The 21,246-nt window shown below is 69.3% G+C and carries 21 protein-coding genes and 1 pseudogene; 7 read left to right on the top strand and 15 right to left on the bottom strand.

Going from position 1 to position 21,246, the window contains the following annotated elements:
- Nucleotides 1-493 precede the first annotated feature (493 nt).
- Nucleotides 494-1,093 (bottom strand): beta/gamma crystallin domain-containing protein, encoded by a 600-nt coding sequence (locus tag ACZ4N4_RS30560; RefSeq protein ID WP_467594779.1) that lies wholly within the window; start codon nt 1,091-1,093, stop codon nt 494-496.
- Nucleotides 1,094-1,503: 410 nt separating this feature from the next.
- Here ACZ4N4_RS30560 and ACZ4N4_RS30555 point away from each other — a divergent pair, with 410 nt between their 5' ends.
- The gene (locus tag ACZ4N4_RS30555; protein WP_467594777.1) at nt 1,504-1,665 is read left to right on the top strand and encodes a hypothetical protein; all 162 of its coding nucleotides are present in this window, start codon (nt 1,504-1,506) and stop codon (nt 1,663-1,665) included.
- 142 nt (nt 1,666-1,807) lie between these two features.
- Here ACZ4N4_RS30555 and uppS read toward each other — a convergent pair whose 3' ends face one another.
- The 3 genes from uppS to ACZ4N4_RS30540 form a co-directional block, all read right to left on the bottom strand.
- Nucleotides 1,808-3,586, bottom strand: coding sequence for a polyprenyl diphosphate synthase (gene uppS, locus ACZ4N4_RS30550; protein WP_467594774.1), 1,779 nt, complete (start codon nt 3,584-3,586; stop codon nt 1,808-1,810).
- Nucleotides 3,587-3,685: 99 nt separating this feature from the next.
- Nucleotides 3,686-4,555: an ABC transporter permease gene (locus ACZ4N4_RS30545; protein ID WP_467594771.1), complete on the bottom strand. Its 870-nt coding sequence runs from the start codon at nt 4,553-4,555 to the stop codon at nt 3,686-3,688.
- Entirely contained in the window at nt 4,552-5,157 is a 606-nt protein-coding gene (locus tag ACZ4N4_RS30540; protein WP_467594768.1) for an ATP-binding cassette domain-containing protein, read from the bottom strand. The genes ACZ4N4_RS30545 and ACZ4N4_RS30540 overlap by 4 nt, the downstream gene beginning before the upstream one ends.
- Before the next feature lie 98 nt (nt 5,158-5,255).
- On the opposite strand from ACZ4N4_RS30540, the pseudogene ACZ4N4_RS30535 reads away from it, so the two are divergent.
- Nucleotides 5,256-5,477, top strand: a pseudogene (locus tag ACZ4N4_RS30535) (IS5/IS1182 family transposase); the annotation flags it as partial.
- A 662-nt stretch (nt 5,478-6,139) separates the two neighbouring features.
- Here ACZ4N4_RS30535 and ACZ4N4_RS30530 read toward each other — a convergent pair.
- Nucleotides 6,140-6,310 (bottom strand): hydrophobic protein, encoded by a 171-nt coding sequence (locus ACZ4N4_RS30530; protein WP_467594765.1) that lies wholly within the window; start codon nt 6,308-6,310, stop codon nt 6,140-6,142.
- 137 nt (nt 6,311-6,447) lie between these two features.
- Here ACZ4N4_RS30530 and ACZ4N4_RS30525 point away from each other — a divergent pair, with 137 nt between their 5' ends.
- A complete protein-coding gene (locus ACZ4N4_RS30525) occupies nt 6,448-6,621 on the top strand; it encodes a CsbD family protein (protein WP_453564220.1) in 174 nt (57 codons plus the stop codon).
- A 146-nt stretch (nt 6,622-6,767) separates the two neighbouring features.
- On the opposite strand, the gene ACZ4N4_RS30520 is transcribed toward ACZ4N4_RS30525, so the two are convergent.
- From ACZ4N4_RS30520 to ACZ4N4_RS30505, 4 genes are all read right to left on the bottom strand, one after another.
- Nucleotides 6,768-7,106, bottom strand: coding sequence for an STAS domain-containing protein (locus ACZ4N4_RS30520; protein ID WP_467594762.1), 339 nt, complete (start codon nt 7,104-7,106; stop codon nt 6,768-6,770).
- The gene (locus tag ACZ4N4_RS30515; protein ID WP_467595154.1) at nt 7,103-8,392 is read right to left on the bottom strand and encodes a PP2C family protein-serine/threonine phosphatase; all 1,290 of its coding nucleotides are present in this window, start codon (nt 8,390-8,392) and stop codon (nt 7,103-7,105) included. Before ACZ4N4_RS30515 ends, ACZ4N4_RS30520 begins: the two co-directional genes overlap by 4 nt.
- Entirely contained in the window at nt 8,392-9,195 is an 804-nt protein-coding gene (locus ACZ4N4_RS30510; protein WP_467594759.1) for an alpha/beta fold hydrolase, read from the bottom strand. Before ACZ4N4_RS30510 ends, ACZ4N4_RS30515 begins: the two co-directional genes overlap by 1 nt.
- Nucleotides 9,196-9,568: 373 nt before the next feature.
- Nucleotides 9,569-10,414, bottom strand: a complete 846-nt coding sequence (locus ACZ4N4_RS30505) for an RNA polymerase sigma factor SigF (protein WP_467594756.1) — start codon at nt 10,412-10,414, stop codon at nt 9,569-9,571.
- Between the two features lie 278 nt (nt 10,415-10,692).
- Between ACZ4N4_RS30505 and ACZ4N4_RS30500 the strand changes: the two genes are divergently transcribed.
- The 3 genes from ACZ4N4_RS30500 to ACZ4N4_RS30490 all read left to right on the top strand — a co-directional run bounded on the left by ACZ4N4_RS30500 (nt 10,693) and on the right by ACZ4N4_RS30490 (nt 13,405).
- The gene (locus ACZ4N4_RS30500) at nt 10,693-10,953 is read left to right on the top strand and encodes a hypothetical protein (RefSeq protein ID WP_467594752.1); all 261 of its coding nucleotides are present in this window, start codon (nt 10,693-10,695) and stop codon (nt 10,951-10,953) included.
- Nucleotides 10,954-11,199: 246 nt separating this feature from the next.
- Complete coding sequence (locus ACZ4N4_RS30495) at nt 11,200-12,885, top strand: ribonuclease J (protein WP_467594749.1); 1,686 nt, start codon at nt 11,200-11,202, stop codon at nt 12,883-12,885.
- A 214-nt stretch (nt 12,886-13,099) separates the two neighbouring features.
- The gene (locus tag ACZ4N4_RS30490) at nt 13,100-13,405 is read left to right on the top strand and encodes a hypothetical protein (protein WP_467594746.1); all 306 of its coding nucleotides are present in this window, start codon (nt 13,100-13,102) and stop codon (nt 13,403-13,405) included.
- 122 nt (nt 13,406-13,527) lie between these two features.
- On the opposite strand, the gene ACZ4N4_RS30485 is transcribed toward ACZ4N4_RS30490, so the two are convergent.
- Nucleotides 13,528-13,791, bottom strand: coding sequence for an SRPBCC family protein (locus tag ACZ4N4_RS30485; protein WP_467594743.1), 264 nt, complete (start codon nt 13,789-13,791; stop codon nt 13,528-13,530).
- Nucleotides 13,792-13,803: 12 nt separating this feature from the next.
- A complete protein-coding gene (locus tag ACZ4N4_RS30480) occupies nt 13,804-14,292 on the bottom strand; it encodes an AAA family ATPase (RefSeq protein WP_467594741.1) in 489 nt (162 codons plus the stop codon).
- 360 nt (nt 14,293-14,652) lie between these two features.
- Here ACZ4N4_RS30480 and ACZ4N4_RS30475 point away from each other — a divergent pair, with 360 nt between their 5' ends.
- A complete protein-coding gene (locus ACZ4N4_RS30475; protein WP_453564205.1) occupies nt 14,653-16,023 on the top strand; it encodes an MFS transporter in 1,371 nt (456 codons plus the stop codon).
- Nucleotides 16,024-16,047: 24 nt separating this feature from the next.
- Here the strand turns inward: ACZ4N4_RS30475 and ACZ4N4_RS30470 are convergent, their stop codons facing one another.
- The 4 genes from ACZ4N4_RS30470 to lnt form a co-directional block, all read right to left on the bottom strand.
- On the bottom strand, nt 16,048-18,015 hold the full coding sequence (locus ACZ4N4_RS30470; protein WP_467594737.1) for a helix-turn-helix domain-containing protein: 1,968 nt from the start codon (nt 18,013-18,015) through the stop codon (nt 16,048-16,050).
- Nucleotides 18,016-18,090: 75 nt separating this feature from the next.
- Nucleotides 18,091-18,903, bottom strand: coding sequence for a 3-hydroxybutyrate dehydrogenase (locus tag ACZ4N4_RS30465; RefSeq protein WP_467594734.1), 813 nt, complete (start codon nt 18,901-18,903; stop codon nt 18,091-18,093).
- 54 nt (nt 18,904-18,957) lie between these two features.
- Complete coding sequence (locus ACZ4N4_RS30460) at nt 18,958-19,437, bottom strand: NUDIX hydrolase (RefSeq protein ID WP_360491558.1); 480 nt, start codon at nt 19,435-19,437, stop codon at nt 18,958-18,960.
- A gap of 66 nt (nt 19,438-19,503) precedes the next feature.
- The gene (lnt, locus tag ACZ4N4_RS30455; protein WP_467594731.1) at nt 19,504-21,117 is read right to left on the bottom strand and encodes an apolipoprotein N-acyltransferase; all 1,614 of its coding nucleotides are present in this window, start codon (nt 21,115-21,117) and stop codon (nt 19,504-19,506) included.
- Between the last annotated feature and the right edge of the window lie 129 nt (nt 21,118-21,246).

Raw genomic sequence — 21,246 nt, 5'->3', positions numbered from 1 at the left:
GGCGTTCGAGCCAGCACCGGGATCGTGCCGTGCCGGTAGAAACCCACTCGACGTTCCAGGACACAGCCTGTGGCGCTCCAACCAGGCTCGTCCAGCGGTTACAGCATGTGTTCCCCTTGCGGAAGCGGCCGGCGCAGCCAGCTTCCACCTGGGACATGTCCGACACGCCGCCGTTCCACCTTTCCGCGACCACGGTTCACACGACCGAGCCGTCCTGGTCCGTGAGAGGCGAAGACCCGCCACATGTCGCGTGTCCGTCCCTCAGCAAGGAGAAACGGCCTCGTGCAGCGCCTCGAACCGCAGTGGCAGGACGAGCTGGGTCTTGAGGCCGAGCACATCGTCCATCACCGACCGCAGCGGGCTGCCGGGGCGGTAACGACGGTTGGCCGCTTTCTTCAGAGATACTCGGCCACTGCGGTCTCGGCTTCTGCGGGAAGAGGTCGGAGCGCGAGACGCTCCGGCCCCTTCGTCGTCTGCGCGACGCCGTCGGCTCCTAGTCCCCGGTGAGCTTGAAGGTGAACTGGTTGCGGCCGTCTCGCGAGTAGTCCAGATTCTCGGGGACATTCGAGGCGTCGGCGACGTCGATGGACTTGGTGTCGGAGTTCCAGACGAAGTAGATGGCGCCCACAGCGACGTAGACGCCGGAGTGCTCGTCGCGGACGTAGATGGCGGTGGTGACCGGCGGGCCGTCCTCGGGCATGACGCCGACGAGCCCGTACTCCGGGTCGCCGGAGCGGACGATGGTGTCGCCGACGTCGTAGGAAGCGGCCTTGAGGCTGTACCGTCCGGCGGGAGCGCCGGTGAGGTCCTGGAGCCGGACCGCGACGGGCAGCGTGGTGCTCTCGACGACCTTGAACCGGGTCAGCCCGCCGATGTCGGAGATGTCCGGCTGGTCGAGGTCCCATTCCCGGTACTTGCCGCTCTGATTGCCGTGCTGCCAGGCCAGGACCTTGGCTTTCCGGCCGACCTTGACGGACTTGAACTTGTCGTTGAGTCCGCCCGGGTACAGGTTCTCGTCGGTTCCGACTGCGTAGGTGTGGGCGTCGCCCGTGTAGTTGGGCTGGGTGTAGAAGGTGACTTCTTGCTCGCTCATGTGCCCCTCTGGTGAGGATCGCATAATCACGCGGACGACACAGAGTTACCCTCTGATTACCCTCGGACACTGGGGCGGCTGGTTGTGAAGGAGCAGCACACCGGGTACGGAACGCGCTGGCATACGCCCTCGCTTCGGCCGGGCCGCCCCTGTGGCGGCGCCCCCTTCGGCTGAGAAAGGCGCCGAACGGGGCGGAGGCGTGAGGTGCCGGCTCGTGGCCGCCCGCACCCGAGCAGTGCACAAGCCGCTGCGGTCCGCCGCCAGGCCGTGCCTCCGTACGTCCTGTCATCACCCGTTCGGCCTATGCGGACCCTTCCCCGTGTGCGGCCTCCCCCGTTCGGCCGCACGGTGAACATGGCCGGCTTGCCGTCAAGTCTCAGCCGTGATCGCCAGCTTTCCAGGGAGGCGTCGTGATCGTGATAGCCCTGCTCGGCCCGGCGATACCGCTTCTCATCCTGTTCGGGCTGCCCGCTCTGGAAGACCACCTCTTCCCGCCGGCACCGCCTCTGCCGGAACAGGCGAACCCGGAACAGGCGCAATCTACGCTCCACACCCCACCCGGCCACCCTTGAGGGGCCTCGGGCTTCGAGGTTCAGGACGGCCTGAGCGGACGTGCGGCGCGGAGAAAGATCGCATGCGGCCCTCTACGGCCGTCACCCGACACACCAACCGCTGATTCCGGGGTGGAACAACGGGTTACTCCGAGCTGGGACGTCAGTGGCAGGGGTCAGGTTGGACGTGAGGGGACGGGCTGTGGTTTTCGGGGGAGACGAGGGGCGCGGGGACGGCGCCGTGGCGGCGTTGGCGTCGGCTGTACTCGGTGATGGCCTGCCACAGGTCACGTCGGTCGTTGTCGGGCCAGTAGCCGGGGGTGAAGTACAGCTCTGCGTAGGTGGCGTGCCAGGGAAGGAAGTTGGAGGTGCGCTGCTCGTTGCCGGTGCGCCACAGCAAGTCCACGTCCGGCATGTCGGGGTGGGGCAGATGGCGAGCGAAATCGTCCTCGCCGAGGAGGTGGGGGTCTACTTCACCTTCTCGGGCTGCATGGGCGAGTGCCGCGGCGGCCCGGGCAATCTCGTCGCGTCCGCCGTAGTTGATGCAGATAGTGAGTGTCAGTCCGGTGCGGTTGCGGGTGCGGTGCTCTTCGCGCCTGAGGGCATGGACGAGTTCCTCGGGCAGTTTGTCGGGCCGGCCGGACCAGCGCTGGCGCACGTCCAGGTCACGGAGGGGGCCCTCGTCGAGTTCGCGTTGGACTGCCTCCAGGATCGCAGTGATCTCCTCTGTGCCGCGTTGCCAGTTCTCGGTGGAGAACGCGTAGAGGGTCAGGTGGCGCAGGCCGATCTCCAGGGCGCCGTAAACCATCTCGTGCGCGACGGCGGTGCCGACGCGATGGCCTTCATGGCGGGGCAGGCCGCGCTGCTCTGCCCAGCGGCCGTTGCCGTCCATGATGACCGCCACGTGGCAGGGCATGTGGTGGGCGGCGATCTGCGGGGGCCGGACGCCGTCGCGGTGCGGTGGCGGAGGCCGGAGCCCGGCGGAGCCGCCGGCTGCCGGGTCCCTCACGCCCACCGCAGGTGGTCGAGGGCCCGGCACGGTCAAGGGGGTCAGGCTCCAGGCCAGGGCCGAGCGGAGGCGGGCGGGCCCCAGCACGCGGGTGCGGGCCACGGCGGAGAGGCGCGGAGCGCGTTTCAGCAGGGTGGGGCCGGCCGCGTCGATGGCGTCGAGTTGGGCGCGCATCAGTTCTGCCGCCGTGTCGAGCACGGTGGCGGCGCCCGGGTGCATTCCTTTCGTCATGGCGGGCTTGGTTACCCGTCGGCGCGCAAGGGCGGTCAGCTCGGCGACCAACGCCGCCACGGCCGGACTCCAGCGCCCCTGCACCAGGTCCGCTTCCGCGCCGGGGAAGGGTTCCAGCGCTTCCTGTGGCACGAGGAGGTGGCCGTCGGCGAGGTCGGTGCTCAGGTCGGTGAGAATGTCGGTGAGCTGGGCGCCGTCGACGAAGTGTTCGTAGTCGGCTTGCCGGTCCAGCCGTAGCGTCATCGGCGCGCCGGCTTGCTCGAACAGCTGCCGTACTTGGTCGACCCAGGGCACGATTTCTTCGTTGCACCGGGCCCGCCACGCGGCCCAGTCGGGGAGACGCAGACCGTGGGCGTCGTCTCGCGTCCTGGCCATCGCGCCCTGCAGATTGGACAGGTCCAGATGCCATCGACCGGCGGTGTCCACCAAGGCGTACCGGATTGGATCGGTGCTCGTGCCCGCCCCCAGGTCGTGCTTCAGTGCCCTGGTCCACGCCTCGACGCGCGCCGCGCGCTCGGCTGGCTCCGCGCCGCGTTCGTCCCCCAGGTCGTCGAGAGCGTTGGCAGCCGCCCACAAGGTCCAGCACGCCGGGCGCAGTACGGCCGGCATCAGTTGGATGAGGGCGTAGATCCCGGGATCGTGCTGCCGTGTGGTGCGGCGGCACAGCCGGTACGCCGCCCGCAGAGCGGGGTCCTCACCCATCAGTGCACGGGCGGTCGCTCGGCCCCGCCACGCGTGCGTGGCCGAGTCGAGGGGTGCACGGGTGGGCTGTGTTTTCGTGCGCATCTTGGGACGTGGACCTCAGGGTGCTTCCGTGTCGGGCGCCGAAGCCGATGGCGCGACAGTTCGGCGCGGCGCGGGAAGGGAGGGAGCGCCGCTTCCCGGCACAGGCTCAGGGGACTGTGTGTTGACGGGCAGGGTGCTGCGGGTGCTGCGGCAAAAGCCCATCAGGGCGATCAGGGCCGCTCCGGCGAACCAGGTGAGCTGGATGGCCAGATGGCGCGGCACGGGGTTGGTGGAGAATCCGGCCGCCGTGCTGGCCTGCATGGCTCCGTAGGAGGGCAGGTAGCGCATGACCGGCTTGTCGGCTCCGGAGCTCGTGACCGGGTTCTGCAGCGCGAGGTCGATGATGCTGGTCATCACGATGGCGAACATGCCCTCGACCTCCCGGCGCAGCACCGAGCCGAAGCCGACGCCGAAGGCACCGTAGGTGAGCCCGGCGCTGAACAGCGCGGCGGCGAGCAGCAGAGGCTGCCGGGGTGTCCAGACCAGGCAGGTAACCGCGGTGGCGTAGGCGGCGACCGCAGCCGAGGCCAGAGCCAGTGCGGTGACCTTGGCCAGGACGAGGTGGGCGCGGGGGTAGCCGGCCATCGCCAGTCGGCGGTCGAAGCCGTTACCGGAGAAGGCGGCGGCGAACATCATGAAACCGGTGATCAGGGTGACCGCGTTGAGCGCGCCGCTGATCTCGGTCAGTTCGTTGCCGTGGGGGGCCAGCGTCTCCCCGGTGGCGCGCAGCCGCATGTGCGCCGGGGTGTCGGGCATCGCCAGGTAGGCAAGGGTCGTCCACAGAGGGACGAACAGGGTCACAAGGACTATGGCGAACCGGTTGCGGCCGTGCTCGGTCAGCGCGAATCCGGTGGCGAGAGCGAACCGAGTCAAGTGAAACCTCACGCGGCCACCGCCTGGTCCGGGCGGAGTACCCCGCCGTCCAGACGCCACAACTCGTCCAGGCGCTCGGTGTCGTACGCCAGGTGGGAGATGACCAGGACCGAACGTCCCGCATCACGCAGCCGCACAGCGAGATCCCAGAACCGCTGGTAGGTGTCCCAGTCGAACCCCTGATACGGCTCGTCCAGCAAAAGCACCTGAGGATCGTGCATCAGCGCCAGAGTCACGTTCAGCTTCTGCCGCGTCCCGCCGCTGAGAATCCCTGCCCGCTCATCGGCGTAACCGGCGAACCCCAGCACGTCCATAACCTGCTCGGCATACCGCAGATCGGTCAGACGATAGGTCCTCTGGAAGAACCTCAGGTGCTGCCGGACAGTCAGCGCGTCGTTGAGGACCACGTGCTGCGGGCAGTAACCGAACCGACCACCATGACGGACCGTGCCGCGTGAGGGCCGCAACTCACCGGAGAGGATCTTCAGCAGAGTTGATTTACCGGCGCCGTTCTCCCCGACGATCCCACACAACGTCCCTGCCCGAAGCCGTATATCAATGCCCCGCAGGACCACACGCTGACGGTAGGCATGATGCACACCCCTGACCTCCACGCCCGCCTCCCCCATACAACCGGACTAACCACGACCGAGATTCCCAACGACCATGGCGCGGAGAAGATACGGGACCCCATGTCAACGGCTCGACGTCGGTACGCGGCAAGCGCATTGGAGTCCGGATCGCCCGCAAAGGCATCGAGGCCAGCGAACGACTGGGGCGCCGTGGATGGGTGATCGAGCGCACGATGTCGTGGCTGTCCGGCTACCGCAGACTCAGCCCCCGCTACGAGCGCAATCCCCGCAACTACCTGGCCTTTCTCGGACTCGCCGACGCCCTGTGCTGCTCCAAGCGACTCGTCTGCCTCACCACATAGGACACGGTGTTAAGCGGCAGCGAGGACCTCAAAGGCATGGTGTCGCCCCGCCCCTGAGATGTCATCGACGGCGACACCGTGAGCTTCCCCGCATACAGTGGTGAACAAGCTGGTCATCGGGGTTCGCCTCCCGACTGCTTCCGAAGGTCCTTGACCCCCGAACCCGCCTCGTGTCACGACGCCGCTGGTCGGGCCGCGGCTCGAAGTCGCTGTAGCTGTTGCCGAACGGGTTGACCGTAATGCCGGGGCCACGATGGCGTCGAGCACGTCGGCCGGGAGCGTGACGCCGGTTGCGGGCAGGAACGCCTCCAACTGCTCCATGGTCCGCAGCCCGGTGATCCCCGAGGTGACGCCGGGGGGATGACGAAGGCGAGGTACGCCCATCGCTGTCCTTTCGGCAGAGACGTCACCGCCTTCTTACAGCCTCCCGCGCAGCCCGGCGTATGCGGCTCCGGGTGAAGCCGGGGCGCGTGCGGCGGGAGGCTGCGCGGGTTCCTTCACGCATGTCCGTCCAGCCCCCGAAAGCAGCCCTGCTTTGCCCTTTGCGGCTCCTTCGCCCGGTTCCGTTGCGGTCGGTGTGCTTGATCGCCCGGCCGTGTCCGTAGGGCCCGGCCGTGACGACGGCCGGGCCCTACCGGTGGGTGCTCGGAAGCGGGGTCAGGTCACCATCGGTACCAGCGGCCGCGGCCGCCGCCGGCGTCGGTGGAGCGCATGACGAAGCCGAGCAGCCACAGCACCAGAACGGCGACCGCCACCCACCACAGGATCTTGACGGCGAAACCGGCGCCGAAAAGAATCAGTGCCAGAAGAAGAACAAGCAGCAAGGGAACCATAGTTATCGACCTCCTGAGTCGCCGGATGCCCCGTATCCCCTCCTTCACTCCCCGGCTGCGCCTTGTTTGTGCAGGGAAAGCCGGGGCACCAGTGGTCTACGCGAAAATGGCACCCACGCTACGAGGAGGCGTATTCCATGACTGCCGGCGAGAAGGCCAAGGCGAAGACCGAACAGGCCGAGGGCAAGGTCAAGAAGGCTGCGGGTAACGCCGTCGGCAACGAGCGCATGGCTGCCGAAGGACAGGTGGAGAAGAGCACGGGCGACGCGCGCGAAGCCAAGGAAAAGGCCAAGGACGCGTTCAAGCGCTGACCCGCTTTCTTTCCTTTTGCTCGAAGGGCCTTCCCGCGTATGAGCGGGAAGGCCCTTCGCTGTATTCCGTGCCCAGGACCGGTTCCCGCCGGGCCGTCTTCCGTCGCCGACGCGAGCGCACCGTCTCGTAGCCAGAACTCCTGCGGTCAGGTCTGGGTGGCGGTGCCGCTGTCAGGGTGGACGGGGAAGATCTGGTCGAGGCCGACGATGCGCAGGACGCGCAGGGTGTGGGCGGGTACGGCTGCGAGTGCCATGTCCGCCTGCGCGGCGTGGGCGTGGTTGTGGGCGGCTATCAGCGCGCCGAGGCCGCTGGAGTCGCAGAATTCCATACCGCTCAGATCCAGGACGAGGCGCTGGCCCGGCCGGAGAGTGATCGTGGAGATCAGTCCACGCAGCTCGCCGGCGGTGAAGTAGTCGAGCTCGCCGAAGATTTCCAGGACGGGACCGGTGGCAGCGTCCCGGACGGTGATCTCCAGTGGGCTCATGCGCTGATTCTCGTCTGTGGGTCGGGGGCCGGCGCGCCGAGGGCGAGCAGGGCGGTGTCATCGTCGAGGCCGTCTCCGAAGGTCTGCAGCAGGCCGGTCAGAGCCGCGATGAGGGCAGGCGGAGGCTTGCCGGCATGGCCGGCGGCGAACGCGAGGAGCGCCTCGTCTCCGAACAGGCAGGTGCGGTCCTCGCCGGTGCGGGCCTCGGTGATGCCGTCGGTGTAGAGCAGGAGGGCGTCGCCAGGGGCGAGGACGGTCTCGGCGGACGCGAAGGGTGCGGAGGGCAGGACGCCGACGAGCAGGCCCCCGGGAGTGGGCAGGAAGTCAGCCGTACCGTCGGCGCGCACGACGATGACCGGAGGGTGACCGCCTGAGGCGAGACGGACGGCGACCTGCCCGGTCGTGGGATCGGGTTCGAGGACGCCGAAGACGGCGGTGCAGTAGCGCGGGTCGCCGCTGGCGGCGTAGCGCTGGTGGAGCACCTTGTTCAGGGTGGTCAGGGCGGATATGGGGTCGGGGTCGTGCAGGGCGGCGGCGCGCAGGGTGTAGCGGGTCAGTGAGGTGACCGCGGCGGCCTGGGGGCCCTTGCCGCACACATCGCCGAGGAAGAACCCGAACCGTTTGCCGTCGATGGGGAAAACGTCGTAGAAGTCCCCGCCGAGCCGGTCGGCATGTGCGGTGTGGTAGTAGGCGGCCGCCTCCACTCCGGGCACCGGTGGCAGGGTATCGGGCAGCAGTGACTGCTGGAGTACGGCGAGGGCGTCCTGCAGCCGGGCGCGATCGGTCTCCGCCTGCTTGCGCGCCTCTTCGGCCGCCTTGCGGCCACGCAGGAGTTCCTCCTCGTAGGCGCGGCGGTCCCGCGCGTCGAAGACGCTGGTACGGATCAGCAGGGGCTCGTCAGAACTGCCGCGTTTGACCACGGAGGAGACCAGTACCGGTATCCGGACGCCGCCGGCCTGCTTGATCTCCAGTGCGATGCCGTTGATCTCGCCCTGCATGCGCAGCAGCGGCGCGAAGTGCGTCTCGTGGTACAGCTTGCCGCCCACGGTCAGGAGGTCGGTGAACCGCATCCGGCCCACCACCGCGTCCCGCTCCAGGCCCAGCCAGTTCAGCAGCGTGGTGTTGATTTTCGCGATGGTGCCGTCCATCAGTGTGGACAGATATCCGCAGGGCGCGTTGTCGTACAGTTCCTCCGCGCTGTCCTCCAGCAGTGAAGCGAACACCGCATTCGAGGTGCTGCTGTCGTCGGCCTCGTGCGGGTCCGGGTGTTGCCCGGTACGGCACATCATCGCAAGTCCGCCAGAAAACTATTTATCACCGCGTTGGTGGCTTCGGGTGCGGACAGGTGCGGGCAGTGTCCGGTCGCGTCGAGGGTGACAAGCGTCGAGCCGGGGATCGCCTGGTGGACGAAGGCGCCGACCTCGCGCGGGGCGATCACGTCCTGGGTGCACTCCAGTACCAGGGTCGGCACGTTGACGCTCTTGAGGTCGTCCCGTGAGTCAGAGAGGAAGGTGGTGCGGGCGAAGACGCGGGCCATGTCGGGGTCGGTGGCGCAGAAGCTGTTCTTGAGTTCCTCGCCGAGTTCGGGGCGGTCCGCGTTCCCCATGATCACCGGTGCCATGGCGGCCGACCAGCCCAGATAGTTGGACTCCAGAGAGGCCAGCAGCTCGTCGATGTCGCCGGCGCTGAACCCGCCGCGGTAGCCGTCGTCGTCGATGTACCGGGGGGACGGGGCGATCATCACATGTGCTCCGATCCGCTCCGGAGCCATGCCGGCGGCCAGCACGCCGATCATCGCGCTGACGGAGTGGCCCACGAACACCGTGTCGCGCAGATCGAGCGCCTCGCAGACCTCGGCCACGTCCCGGGCGTAGCCCTCCAGGGAGGCGTAACGGTCCTCGGAGAACGCGGACCCTTCCGAGCGGCCGGAGCCGACGTAGTCGAACAGCACCACCCGGTAGTCCTCGGTCAAGGCAGGCAACGTGAGCCGCCACATGTTCTGGTCGCAGCCGAACCCGTGCGCCAGCATTACCGTCCGCCCATCCGGGTTGCCGGTGACGGTGACGTTGTTCCTGCGGGCGACATCCATCCCGCGAGTCTCTCAGGCCCCGCCCGTTCTTCCGAAAAGGTCCCTGATCCTCCACGTTCCGTCCGACGCCTTCACATGCCGACTTCGAAAGAGAGGTGCCTTCTGCCGCCTGGCGACCGGCCTACGGGTGGAGTCGACGTTCAGTCCCACGGGCTGAAGCGTTCGCTCCGCACCGCCGATCAACCGGGGCGTGCCTCACAGAAACGGTCCGCTGGCGCCAGACTGGTTCGATCGTGAGCCGGTCGCCTCGCCGTCGCGGTGTTCGATGCGGCGCGGCAAGGGCGCAACTGCCATGCCGGCAAGGTCGGCAACCGGGCGTAATGAGGCCCGCCGCGTGTGCGGCGGGCTTCCGAGAGGGCGGCGGCCGTCGGGCTCAGTGGTGGGTGAGCATGCCTTCGCGCAGCCGGGCGAGCGTGCGCGACAGGAGCCGGGAGACATGCATCTGGGAGACGCCGAGGTGTTCCCCGATCTGGGCCTGGGTGAGTTCCTCCACGAACCGCATCTGGATGATCTGCCGGTCCCGCTCGTCGAGCTCGGCGATCAGCGGGGCCAGGACGTGGAAGTCCTCGACCAGTTCCAGCGCCTGGTCTTCGCTGCCGATGAAGTCCTGCAGGGCGCTCTCGCCGTCCTCGCTGCCGCTGAGGGCGGCGTCCAGGGAGGAGGAGTTGTAGCCGTTGGCGGCCAGACGGGCCTCCCGCACCTCGTCCTCGGGCAGGCTCATCAGCTCCGACAGTTCCTTGACTGTCGGCGTGCGGCCGAGGCGGCTGCGGAGTTCCTCCGTGGCGCGGGCGAGCTGGACGCGGGCTTCCTGCAGCCGGCGCGGCACGTGCACGGCCCAGGAGGTGTCGCGGAAGAAGCGCTTGATCTCCCCCACGATGTAGGGGATCGCGAAAGAGGTGAACTCCACCTCCCGGGAGAGGTCGAAGCGGTCGATCGCCTTGATCAGGCCGATCATGCCGACCTGGACGATGTCCTCCATCTCCTCAGCACCCCGGCTGCGGAACCGGCCGGCCGCGTACCGGACCAAGGACATGTTCATCTCGATCAGCGTGTTGCGCGCGTAGCTGTACTCGGCCGTGCCCTCCTCCAGCACCGCCAGCTGATCGAAGAACAACCGCGACAGCTCGCGGGCGTCCTTCGGCGCCACCCGGGAGGGGTCGGCGACCTCCGGCAACCGGGCCGTCCGCGTGTCCACCACCGGGGTGCTGATGAGCGCCATACTGTTCCCCTCCCAAAAGGTCGAGCCAACCGCTGCTGCCCGCCGAAACGGCCGACGACGCCGCGGTTACCCCTTCATCCTGCACCCATGCCCGTGTTGCGTACGAATCGACCCCGATGCATCGCCTGAACGGAGCGAGGCAACCATGCTGCGGGGCGCGGGCGGCCTGAGCAGGGCGGCGAGACGTGGGCCACCGGCCGGCCGGCTACCGGGGGCGCAGCCGACCGGGCAGTGTGAGAGTGCATACGCCACCGCCCAGTGGCACCCGGGAAGTGATCGTGGGCGAGAAGACAGAGGGTGATGCGGGTGGCCTGCAGCACCGCTCCTTCCCCGTCCTCGTCGTTCCTGCTGTCGTCGGCGAGCCGTGCGCACGTACGGAGGAGTTCTGCGTTGTGCAACCCGGCCAGTTCTTCCCGCAGGTTCGGGCCGGCACTGACGAGGACGGCCTTGAAGTGGTTGATCGCCGGGGTGCGGGCCTTGACCGCCGACCCCTTGGCGAATTTGTACATCCGAGCGATCTGCACCGGTCCATCGCCTGACTCGGCCTGGTCGCGTGCCCACTCAAGAGTCAGACCCCGCCGCAGGACAGCACCCGCCAATTCTCCCCACACTCAAAGCCCCCGGCCCAAAACCGCAGACTTGCTCGATCCCAGCTCTGGAACACCCTGGAAGCGACTCTGGCCGACCACAACGGACCGCGAAGGTCGACATAACGTTCAACCTCGATACTTCAGCGCCCGGGAGTGCGTGCGCGGGCCGTCCGCCTCTCCCGGTAACGTCAAGGTATGAGTCACCCACACCCCGACCTGAAAGCCGCCCCGCCCCTGTCTGAAGGGGGGCTGCGGGTCATCGCCCTGGGCGGCCTGGGTGAGATCGGCCGTAACATGACCGTCTTCGAGTACGCGGGCAAGCTGCTCATCGTCGACTGCGGCGTGCTGTTCCCCGAGGAGACCCAGCCCGGCGTGGATGTGATCCTGCCGGACTTCACCTCGATCCGGGACCGGCTGGAGGACATCGTGGCCGTGGTACTCACCCACGGTCACGAGGACCACATCGGCGGCGTGCCGTACCTTCTGCGCGAGCGGTCCGACATTCCCGTCGTCGGCTCCAAGCTGACGCTGGCGTTCCTGGAGGCCAAGCTCAAGGAACACGGCATCCGGCCGCGCACGGTGCGGGTGCGGGAGGGCGACCGGCGCGGCTTCGGGCCCTTCGACTGCGAGTTCGTGGCGGTCAACCACTCCATCCCCGACGGCCTCGCGGTCGCGATCCGCACCCCGGCCGGGATGGTGCTGCACACCGGCGACTTCAAGATGGACCAGTTCCCTCTCGACGACCGCATCACCGATCTGCGCGCCTTCGCCCGCCTCGGCGAGGAGGGCGTGGACCTGTTCCTCACCGACTCCACCAACGCCGAAGTACCCGGCTTCACCACCTCCGAGCGTGAGCTGAATCCGGCGATCGAGCAGGTGATGCGCACCGCGCCGCGCCGGGTCATCGTCTCCAGCTTCGCCAGCCATGTGCACCGCATCCAGCAGGTCCTGGACGCCGCCCACCAGCACGGCCGCAAGGTCGCCTTTGTCGGCCGGTCGATGGTCCGCAACATGGGCATCGCGCGTGACCTGGGCTATCTGAAGGTCCCGTCCGGTCTGGTCGTGAGCACGAAGGAGCTGGAGAAGCTCCCGGACCACAAGATCACTCTGGTGTGCACCGGCTCCCAGGGCGAACCGATGGCCGCGCTGTCACGGATGGCCAACCGCGACCACGTGATCCGCATCGGCAAGGGCGACACCGTCCTGCTCGCCAGTTCCCTCATCCCCGGCAACGAGAACGCCATCTACCGGGTGATCAACGGACTCACCCGGTGGGGCGCCCACGTGGTCCACAAGGGCAACGCCAAGGTGCACGTCTCCGGGCACGCCAGCGCCGGCGAACTCGTCTACTGCTACAACATCGTCAAACCCCGCAACGTCATGCCCGTGCACGGCGAATGGCGCCACCTGCGGGCCAACGGCGACCTCGCCATCCGTACCGGCGTCGACCCCGACCGGGTCGTCATCGCCGAGGACGGCGTCGTCGTCGACCTCGTCGACGGACGCGCGTCCATCACCGGCAAGGTCCCCGCCGGCAACGTCTACGTGGACGGCATGGAAGTCGGCGGCGCCACCGAAGCGTCCCTCAAGGACCGCCTCACTCTCGCCGCCGAAGGCGTGGTCACGGTGGTGGCGATCGTCGACGCGGACACCGGAGCCCTCGCCGAGGCCCCCGACTTCCTGGCCCGCGGCTTCGTCCACGACGACACCACCTTCGAGCCGGTCATCCCCATCATCGAGAAGACCCTGGCCACCGCAGCCGAGGAAGGCGTCGGGGACGCGCACCAACTCGAACAGCTCGTCGCCCGCGCCGTGGCGAACTGGGCGTTCCGCACCCACCGCCGCAAGCCCCTCATCATCCCGGTCATCATCGACGCCTGAGCCACCGCACGGCAGCACGATCCCCGGTTCCGGCCACGGCCCCGCCACCCCAGCAGGCCGGGGTGGCGACGTACTCCAGATGATGAGTCATCGGGAACACGTCCCATGGACTGGAGGCGCGAAAACCCCCAGTTCAACGGGGGCTCTCCCACCTCGGGGGTCTCTGGAGCGGCCGGAGCGTCCAACGAGCGTCACGGTCACGGCAGGCGACGGTGTGCAGGACCTCGCCCACCTGTACGCCGCCGTCACCCGCGACAAGACCACCGAACCAGCAGGCCGGCACGTCAGGTGTGGCGCCATGACGAAGGTGGACGAGGGCGGCCAGGAGCCGGTCCACGAAGACCAGCTTGTGTTTCGCCCCGGCGCCCACGGCCCGGCGACGGGGGCGCGAGGCGAGATCGGCTTGGTGTCGCTCGTGCCACAACGGCTGCAAGCCCACGGTCACCAGGTCAAGGCCTCCACCGCCCGTTTCCGCACACCTGCTGACATCGCAGCCTTCCTCACCCCCGACCACACCTGAACGAAGAACCCGTAGGAGGTTGGCGGGACGCCAGCCCCCTACGGGTTGTGACACGGGCTCAGCTCGGTTCGCACGACCCGGTCGGGCCGGTCGGGAGGCTGATGTCGTGCTGCTTCGGGCCGTCAGCTGGCCCGGGGTGGCACCGGCTCGCTGTTGTTCTCCGTTTCGATGACGTGGACGCACCGGTCGAGGGCGGCGGCCATGTAGCGGCGCCAGAGCGGGGCGAAGGGGCCGGCGAGGATCCAGCGTCGGCCGGGCAGCGGCTTGAACTCGTAGGTCCAGCGGATGAGTGTGCCCTCGCCGTCGGGGGTTGACGTTGAACTCGCCCCGAGCTCCCGCCTCGCACGTCGCGCCCCGAAGGAGCGAGACGCCCCGCGGGTCAACATCAGGCACAGCGGTCACATGCGTGTCACCAACTGTGTCGACGCACCTGAACCATAAGGCCCTGACCAGGGCAAACACTCCCGACCCGGACCACGTGGACGCCAGAAGACGGATCTGCCTACGTTCTCGCCGAACGTTTCGATCTCGGGGCGATCGACACGTATATCGTCGCCCGCTCTGCGTAGGGCCCGAACGGCCTCCCGGGGCGTCTCCTGGAGCACTACGGGCGAGTGCGTGGCAATGATCGCGATGCCGTTGCGGTCTCTCAGCAGCTCGAACCGGGTTCGCACGAACGTAGACAGCAACGGGGGGTGGAGATGCCCCTCCGGTTCGTCGATCAGGACGAGGGTGCGTTCGGTGGTGTGCTGCACCAGCCGGGCCAGGGTCAGCAGGACAAACTTGTGTCCCGAGCTGAGTCCATCGAAGGACGAACGCGCACCACACCCAGGCGCAGCGCTTTGTCCGTGTCCGCAGAGCCGAACGGCAAAGCCGGGTCGGCCCATCAGTCAGGTCGCCTACCGCGCAACGGCCCTGAGCCGATCAGCCCCAAGATGTCCGAGTTCAACGGAGTGTAGTCAGCACGGGAGCGGTGAGCACAGGTGATGACGTGGGCTTTTAGTCAGCACCAAACCAGCACGGGAGTCAGCACCGCACCGTCAAATCACCCTGAACTACGCGTCCCGGACGGCACTCGTTTCGACCACCAGCGATCCCCTGAACCGTCTTTCCACGAGCCGGCATGGTGGCCGCACGCATAGCCAACCCTCGAACTATGTTGCCCCGCCACATGTGCGTGTGACCTGCGGATTCCTACGGTGTGGCGACACGCAAACGTCCCCGTCACACCCCAGGAAGTGGTGCCGATGTCGTCGCCCGCAACCGCTCCACCGGCCCCGAACAACCTCAAGCGCATCGTCGCCGCGAGCCTCATCGGCACCACCATCGAGTGGTACGACTTCTTTCTGTACGGCTCCGCGGCCGCCCTCGTCTTCAACAAGCTGTTCTTTCCAGGCTCCGACCCGCTCGTCGGCACACTGCTGTCGTTCCTGACCTACGCCGTCGGGTTCGCGGCCCGGCCGCTGGGCGCGCTGGTGTTCGGGCACTACGGGGACCGGCTGGGGCGCAAGCGGCTGCTGGTGCTGAGCCTGCTGCTGATGGGCGGGGCGACCTTCGCCATCGGACTGCTGCCCACGCATGCCACGGTGGGCAGCGCGGCGCCCGTGCTGCTGACCCTGCTGCGGCTGGTGCAGGGATTCGCGCTCGGCGGCGAGTGGGGCGGCGCCGTGCTGCTGGTGTCCGAGCACGGGGACGCGCGCCGGCGCGGGTTCTGGGCGTCGTGGCCGCAGACCGGGGCGCCGGCCGGGCAGTTGCTCGCGACCGGTGTGCTGTCGCTGCTCACCGCCGTGCTGTCGGACGACGCCTTCGTGAGCTGGGGCTGGCGGATCCCGTTCCTGCTCTCCGGTGTCCTGGTGGTCGTCGGACTGTGGGTCCGCCTTTCCGTCGACGAATCGCCCGTGTTCCGCGAGGCGTTGGCACGGTCCGAGGCCCGCCGGAGTGCCGGAGCGCCCGAAGAGCCGCCGCTCGTCTCGGTGTTGCGGCACCACTGGCGTGATGTGCTGGTGGCGATGGGCGCGCGGATGGCGGAGAACATCAGCTACTACGTCATCACCGCCTTCATCCTCGTGTACGCCACCACGTCCGCCGATGTCTCCAAGCAGACCGCGCTGAACGCCGTGCTCATCGGCTCCGCCGTGCACTTCGCCGTGATCCCGGCGTGGGGCGCGCTCTCCGACCGGGTCGGGCGGCGGCCGGTCTACCTGCTGGGCGCGGCCGGGATCGGGCTGTGGATGTTCCCGTTCTTCGCCCTGGTGGACACCGGGCGGTTCGGGTACCTGGTGCTGGCGGTGACCGTCGGTCTGGTGTTGCACGGCGCGATGTACGCGCCCCAGGCCGCCTTCTTCTCCGAGATGTTCGCGACCAGGATGCGCTACTCAGGCGCCTCCGTCGGCGCCCAGTTCGCCTCCGTCGCCGCCGGGGCACCGGCTCCGCTGATCGCCACCGCTCTCCTGTCCGACTACGGCAGCTCGACCCCGATCGCCCTGTACGTGATCGCGGCCTCGCTGCTCACCCTGGTCGCGGTGGCCGCGGCGAAGGAGACCCGGCGGCGGGACCTGGCCGACGACGGCACCGGGACCGTGACGGCGGGCAGCAGGGCCGACGCGCACACCGGGTGAGCGTGCGCCGCTGGTTCCCGGGGATCAGCGGCGCTCCGCCGGTGCCACCAACCGGTGCAGGCGCAGCGCCAGTTGGATCTCCAGGACACGTGCGGGGCTCTGCCAGTCGTCGCCCAGGAGGTGGGCCACCCGTTCGAGCCGCTGCGCCACCGTGTTCACGTGGACATGGAGGTCGTCCTTGGTCCGGGCCGGGCTCATCCCGCAGGCGAAGTAGGCGTCGAGGGTGCGCAGCAGCTCCGTGCCGCGCCGTGCGTCGTACGCGACGACCGGACCGATGGTGCGTTCGACGAATCCGGCGACGTCCCGTTCGCCGGCGAGGAGCAGGCCGAGAAAGCCGAAGTCCTCGGCCGCGGCGCCGTCCCCGCCCCGGCCGAGGAGGTGGAGCACGTCGAGGCAGCGGCGGCCCTCGGCATAGCCGGCGACCACGGTGTCGGGCCGTGCGGCGAGATCGGCGACGGGCGCGGAGGCGCCGACGGTCACCGGCTGGTGGACGGCGGTGCCGAGGTGGCGGGCGGTGCGCCGGGCCACATCGGCGGCGGTGTCGCCGGGGTCGAGGGGCAGCAGCAGGACGGTGCCGCCGTCGCGGGCCGCGGCCAGGCCGTGCCGGGTGGTGGCCAGGTGGGAGGCGGCCGACCAGAGCCGGCGGCGGGCGGCCGCCTCGTCCTCGGCGGCGGCCGCCGGACCGTCCAGCCGGGCTGCCAGTACGACATGGGTCGCGTCGAGGTCGGCGTTCAACCGGGCGGCGCGGTCGCGTAGTTGGCGCGGGTCGCGGTCGCGGGCGTCGAGGAGGTCGTCCAACAGCTCGCCACGCACGCGCTGTTCGGCCTCGGCGGCGGAGCGGCGGGCCAGCAGGAGCAGCGAGGTGACCATGGCGGCGCGTTCCAGGGTGCGCTGGTCGACGGGGTCGAGGCCGGGGTGGCCACGCAGCACCAGCGCGCCGAGCAGCTCGCCGCCGGCGGCGACCGCGGCGATCCAGTCGGCGCCGTGCCGGACCGCGTGCCCTTCCGTGCGCGAGGTCGCCAGCGAGCGGGCATCCGCGGTTTCTGTGAACTCCACGATGCCGCCGAGGACTTGGGAGACGGCTGCGGCCACGTCATGGACTCCGCCGCCGCGCAGCACGAGTTCGGCAAGCCGGTCGTGGACGTCCGAGGCCCGTTCGATCACGGCGCTGCGGTCCTTGATGATCTCGTTGGCCCGCTCCAGGCCGGCCATGGCCGAACGGGTCTCCGTGAGCAGGTTCGCCCCGTCGATGGCGGCCGCCGCCAGCGCCGCGAAGGAGCCGAGCAGCGCGATCTGCTCCCGTTCGAAGACCCGCGCCCGCCGGTCCGCCGCGAACAGCACGCCGATGACGTGCGGCCCCAGCATGAGCGGCACCCCGAGGATGGCGACCAGGCCCTCGTCGCGCACCCCGGCGTCGATGGTGAGGGTGTGCTGGAAGCGGTCGTCCTTGAAGTAGTCGTCGGTGACGTAGGGCCGCGCGGTCTGTGCGACGAGCCCGCCGAGCCCCTCCCCCATGCCGAGCCGCAGCTGCTGGAAGCGGGCCGCGACGGAGCCCTCGGTGACCCGCATGTAGGTGTCGCCGCGCGCCGGGTCGTTGAGGCTCAGGTAGGCGACGTCCGTGCCGAGCAGGGAGCGGGCGCGCTGGACGATCGCCTGGAGTACCGCGTCCACGTCCCGCAGTCCCGCCAGGTCGTGCGCGGTCTCGAAGAGCGCGGACAGCTCGGCCTCACGCCGTCGTCTGCCCTCCAGCTCGGTGCGGACCCGCAGCGCGAGGAGTCTGGCCCGCTCCAGGGCGGCGATCCGCTCGGGCGGGCTGCCTTCGGCACGGGCGACCAGCAGCGGCTGCTCGTAGGCCTCCGCCGCGGCGCCCCTGGCCAGCAGTTCGAGGTAGGTGAACTCGGCACCGGAGAGCATCTCGGCACCCTCGGCGAGGGCGCCGACCGCTTCTGCCGGGGCCGGCCGCCTGGCGGACTGCACGTGATTGCGCGACATGGTCACAGGATTCCGCATCGCCACCGCGGCCCGTCGGGCCTGTGGAAAACTCGCGGACCGGCGGCTGCCGGCCCTTCAGTGGGCAGTCCAGCCGCCGTCGAGCACCAGCGAGGTGCCCGTGACGAAGGACGCCTGGGGACCGCAGAGATAGGCCACGGCCTCGGCGACCTCCTCCGGTTCGAGGAGCCGCTTCACGGCGGTGTCCGTGAGAAGCACCTCGGACAGCACCCGTTCCTCGGGGATGCCGTGCGCCTGGGCCTGGTCGGCGAGCTGTTTCTCGACCAGTGGGGTGCGCACATAACCGGGATTCACGCAGTTCGAGGTCACACCATGGGGTGCGCCCTCAAGAGCAGCCGTCTTGGAGAGTCCCTCCAAACCGTGTTTGGCGGCCACATAGGCGGACTTGAAGGCGGAGGCGCGCAGCCCATGGACGGATGAGACGTTCACGATCCGCCCCCAGCCCTGCCCGTACATGTGCGGCAGCGCGCCCCGGATGAGCCGGAACGGCGCCTCCAGCATCACCGTCAGCACGGTGTGGAAGACGTCCGGCGGGAACTCCTCGATGGGCCGCACCAGCTGGATGCCGGCGTTGTTGACGAGGACGTCGGTGCCGGCGGCGGCACGCTCGGCCGCGTCCAGGTCGGTGAGGTCGAGGAGGTACGGCTCGACGGCACCGGCCGCCGGGCCGGCGACCCGTCCGGCCGCCTCGCTCAGTTCGGCCAGCCCGGCCGCGTCCCGGTCCACGGCTCTCACCTCGGCTCCGGCGGCCGCGAGGCGCAGCGCGCAGGCGCGGCCGATGCCGCCGGCGGCACCGGTGACAAGAGCGGTGCGGCCGCGCAGGTCGAGGGTGGGCGCGTGGGGGTCGGGGAGGAGGCTGGGCGAGCTCATGATCCGACCCTAGGCGGCCCTCCCCCGGGACCACATAGGGTCAGCGCACATACTTCAGCTGAAAGTCGTAGCGTCGAACCATGTGGGTGCATCCGACATGGCCTGCTTGATCCGGAACACACCGAACTCGTTCAGCTCCGGCAGGGCGTCCACGTCGAACCAGGCCACCTCCAGCGACTCGTCGTCGTTGACGCGGGCCTCGCCACCGACGGCCCGGCAGCGGAAGGTGATGTCCATGTACTGGCAGACGTCGCCGTTCGGGTAGGTGACGGGGTTGAGCGCTTGGACAAGGACCACCCGCTCGGCGACACAGCGCACCGCCGTCTCCTCGAAGACCTCGCGCACGGCGCACGCCGCGGGCTGCTCCCCGGGATCCGGAATGCCGCCGATGACAGACCACTTGCGGGTGTCGGTACGACGACCCAGGAGCACTCTGCCCTCGTCGTCGAAGACGATGGCGGTGATCCCGGGCAGCCACAGCAGCTGGTGGCCGGCGGAGGCCCGGATCGCATGGATGAAGTCAGGAGTGGCCATGCGCCGACCCTAACCGCCCGGTTCTCCCGAACGGCCGAAGCCACGGGGCGTACAGCGGGTGTACGGCTACGCGTCACCGGCGCGCCGGGAGCGCAGCCCCGCGCCGATCGCCCAGCCGATCCCGCCCGCCGCTACCAGGACCAACGCGATCTCGGGCAGGATGCCCAGCTTGGTCGCGGGGGTCTCGGAGGTGCGCAGCGGCACCTTCTGGACCAGGTAGGCGGGCACGAACATGCCGGTCCTCTGGGTGATCTTCCCGTCCGGCATGATGATCGCGCTGACGCCACTGGTCACCGGCACGGTGACCGTCCGGCTGAGCTCGACGGCGCGGATCCGGGACATGGCGAGCTGCTGGTAGGTCATCTCGCTGCGGTCGAACGTGGCGTTGTTGCTCGGCACGGAGATCATCTCGGCGCCGTGCGTGACGGTGTCCCGCACGTCCCAGTCGAACGCGGCCTCGTAGCAGGTGGCGAGGCCTACCTTGGTGCCGTCGATGTCGAACACACCGGGCTTGGTGCCCCGGCTGAAGTCCTGCCGGACCATGCTGGTCCAGTTCTTGTTGATGGCGCCGACCAGACCGCGCAGCGGGAGGTACTCGCCGAAGGGCTGGATCTGCCGCTTGTCGTACGTCGCCGTCGGGCCCTTGGCCGGGTCCCAGAGGATCTGCTCGTTGAGGAGCTTGCCGCCCCGCTCGACGACCCCGCCGACCGAGATGGGCACACCCATCGCCGTGGCGGCCTCGTCGATCACGGCGGCCGCGTCGGCGTCGGTGAACGGGTCGACGTCGGAGGAGTTCTCCGGCCACAGCACGAAGTCCGGCTTGGCAACCTTGCCGGCCTTGACGTCGGCGGCCAGCTTGAGCGTCTCCTTCACGTGGTAGTCGAGGACAGCCTGCCGCTGGGACGCGAAATCGAGACCGGCGCGCGGCACATTGCCCTGGATGACCGCGACGGTGACGGAACCGTCCTGCGCCTTGTCGCTCACCAGCGTCCGCGCGGCGATCGCGCCGACCACCGGGACGGCCACGCTGAGCAGGGCCGCGGCCGCCGCACCGCGCCGGATCTCCGGCGTGCGGCGCCCCTCGACGGCCAGGCGCACCACCTCGTACAGACCGAATCCGCACAGCACGACGGCGAATCCGAGGACGGGGGTGCCGCCCACCGCGGCGAGCGGCAGGAAGACGCCCTCCGCCTGACCGAAGGCGATCTTGCCCCACGGGAAGCCGCTGAACGGCACGCGCGCGCGTGCCGCCTCACCGGTGATCCACACGGCGGCCGCCCACACCGGCCAGGCCGGCAGCCTGGACACGGCGGCGACGCCCACACCCACCAGGGCGACGAAGATCGCCTCGATCGCCACCAGCGCGAGCCACGGCCCCGGACCGACCTCGACGCCGGTCCACACCAGCAGGGGCAGCAGGAAGCCGAGTCCGAAGAGATAGCCGAGGCCGAGGGCCGCCTTCCAGGCGCGGCCGCGCAGCACCCATCCGAGTCCGGCGAAGGCGGGCAGGGCCAGCCACCACAGGGTGCGCGGCGGGAAGCTGACGTACAGCAGCACTCCGCTGAGCGCGGCAGTGGCGGCCGGGACCAGACGGAGCAGCAGCCGCAGGCCGCGTGCCCGGGGCGCGGGGCGCGGTGTGAGCTGGTCCGACTGGTCGACGGAAGTTGCGGTGGCGGTCACTCCGGGAGTGTACGGCGGCCGCCCTCGCGGCCGACAGCACGGTCTCGGCATGCAGGAATCACACCGTTCCCGCTCAAGTCATCCACAAACCGGGCATCACCGGTTACGGTGACCGAGGCGGGCGGCGGG

The organism is Streptomyces sp. NPDC026538 (assembly GCF_055567535.1).
This window is presented reverse-complemented; position numbering and strand designations above follow the sequence as displayed.

Coding starts and splice junctions, on each gene's coding strand:
- ACZ4N4_RS30475 (WP_453564205.1), top strand. CDS start 14,653: ATGTCGTCGCCCGCAACCGCTCCACCGGCCCCGAACAACCTCAAGCGC.
- ACZ4N4_RS30485 (WP_467594743.1), bottom strand. CDS start 13,791: ATGTTGACCCGCGGGGCGTCTCGCTCCTTCGGGGCGCGACGTGCGAGG.
- ACZ4N4_RS30560 (WP_467594779.1), bottom strand. CDS start 1,093: ATGAGCGAGCAAGAAGTCACCTTCTACACCCAGCCCAACTACACGGGC.
- ACZ4N4_RS30515 (WP_467595154.1), bottom strand. CDS start 8,392: ATGTGCCGTACCGGGCAACACCCGGACCCGCACGAGGCCGACGACAGC.
- uppS (WP_467594774.1), bottom strand. CDS start 3,586: ATGGGTGAGGACCCCGCTCTGCGGGCGGCGTACCGGCTGTGCCGCCGC.
- ACZ4N4_RS30525 (WP_453564220.1), top strand. CDS start 6,448: ATGACTGCCGGCGAGAAGGCCAAGGCGAAGACCGAACAGGCCGAGGGC.
- ACZ4N4_RS30465 (WP_467594734.1), bottom strand. CDS start 18,903: ATGAGCTCGCCCAGCCTCCTCCCCGACCCCCACGCGCCCACCCTCGAC.
- ACZ4N4_RS30520 (WP_467594762.1), bottom strand. CDS start 7,106: ATGAGCCCACTGGAGATCACCGTCCGGGACGCTGCCACCGGTCCCGTC.
- ACZ4N4_RS30505 (WP_467594756.1), bottom strand. CDS start 10,414: ATGGCGCTCATCAGCACCCCGGTGGTGGACACGCGGACGGCCCGGTTG.
- ACZ4N4_RS30460 (WP_360491558.1), bottom strand. CDS start 19,437: ATGGCCACTCCTGACTTCATCCATGCGATCCGGGCCTCCGCCGGCCAC.
- ACZ4N4_RS30480 (WP_467594741.1), bottom strand. CDS start 14,292: ATGGGCCGACCCGGCTTTGCCGTTCGGCTCTGCGGACACGGACAAAGC.
- ACZ4N4_RS30510 (WP_467594759.1), bottom strand. CDS start 9,195: ATGGATGTCGCCCGCAGGAACAACGTCACCGTCACCGGCAACCCGGAT.
- ACZ4N4_RS30470 (WP_467594737.1), bottom strand. CDS start 18,015: ATGTCGCGCAATCACGTGCAGTCCGCCAGGCGGCCGGCCCCGGCAGAA.
- ACZ4N4_RS30495 (WP_467594749.1), top strand. CDS start 11,200: ATGAGTCACCCACACCCCGACCTGAAAGCCGCCCCGCCCCTGTCTGAA.
- ACZ4N4_RS30530 (WP_467594765.1), bottom strand. CDS start 6,310: ATGGTTCCCTTGCTGCTTGTTCTTCTTCTGGCACTGATTCTTTTCGGC.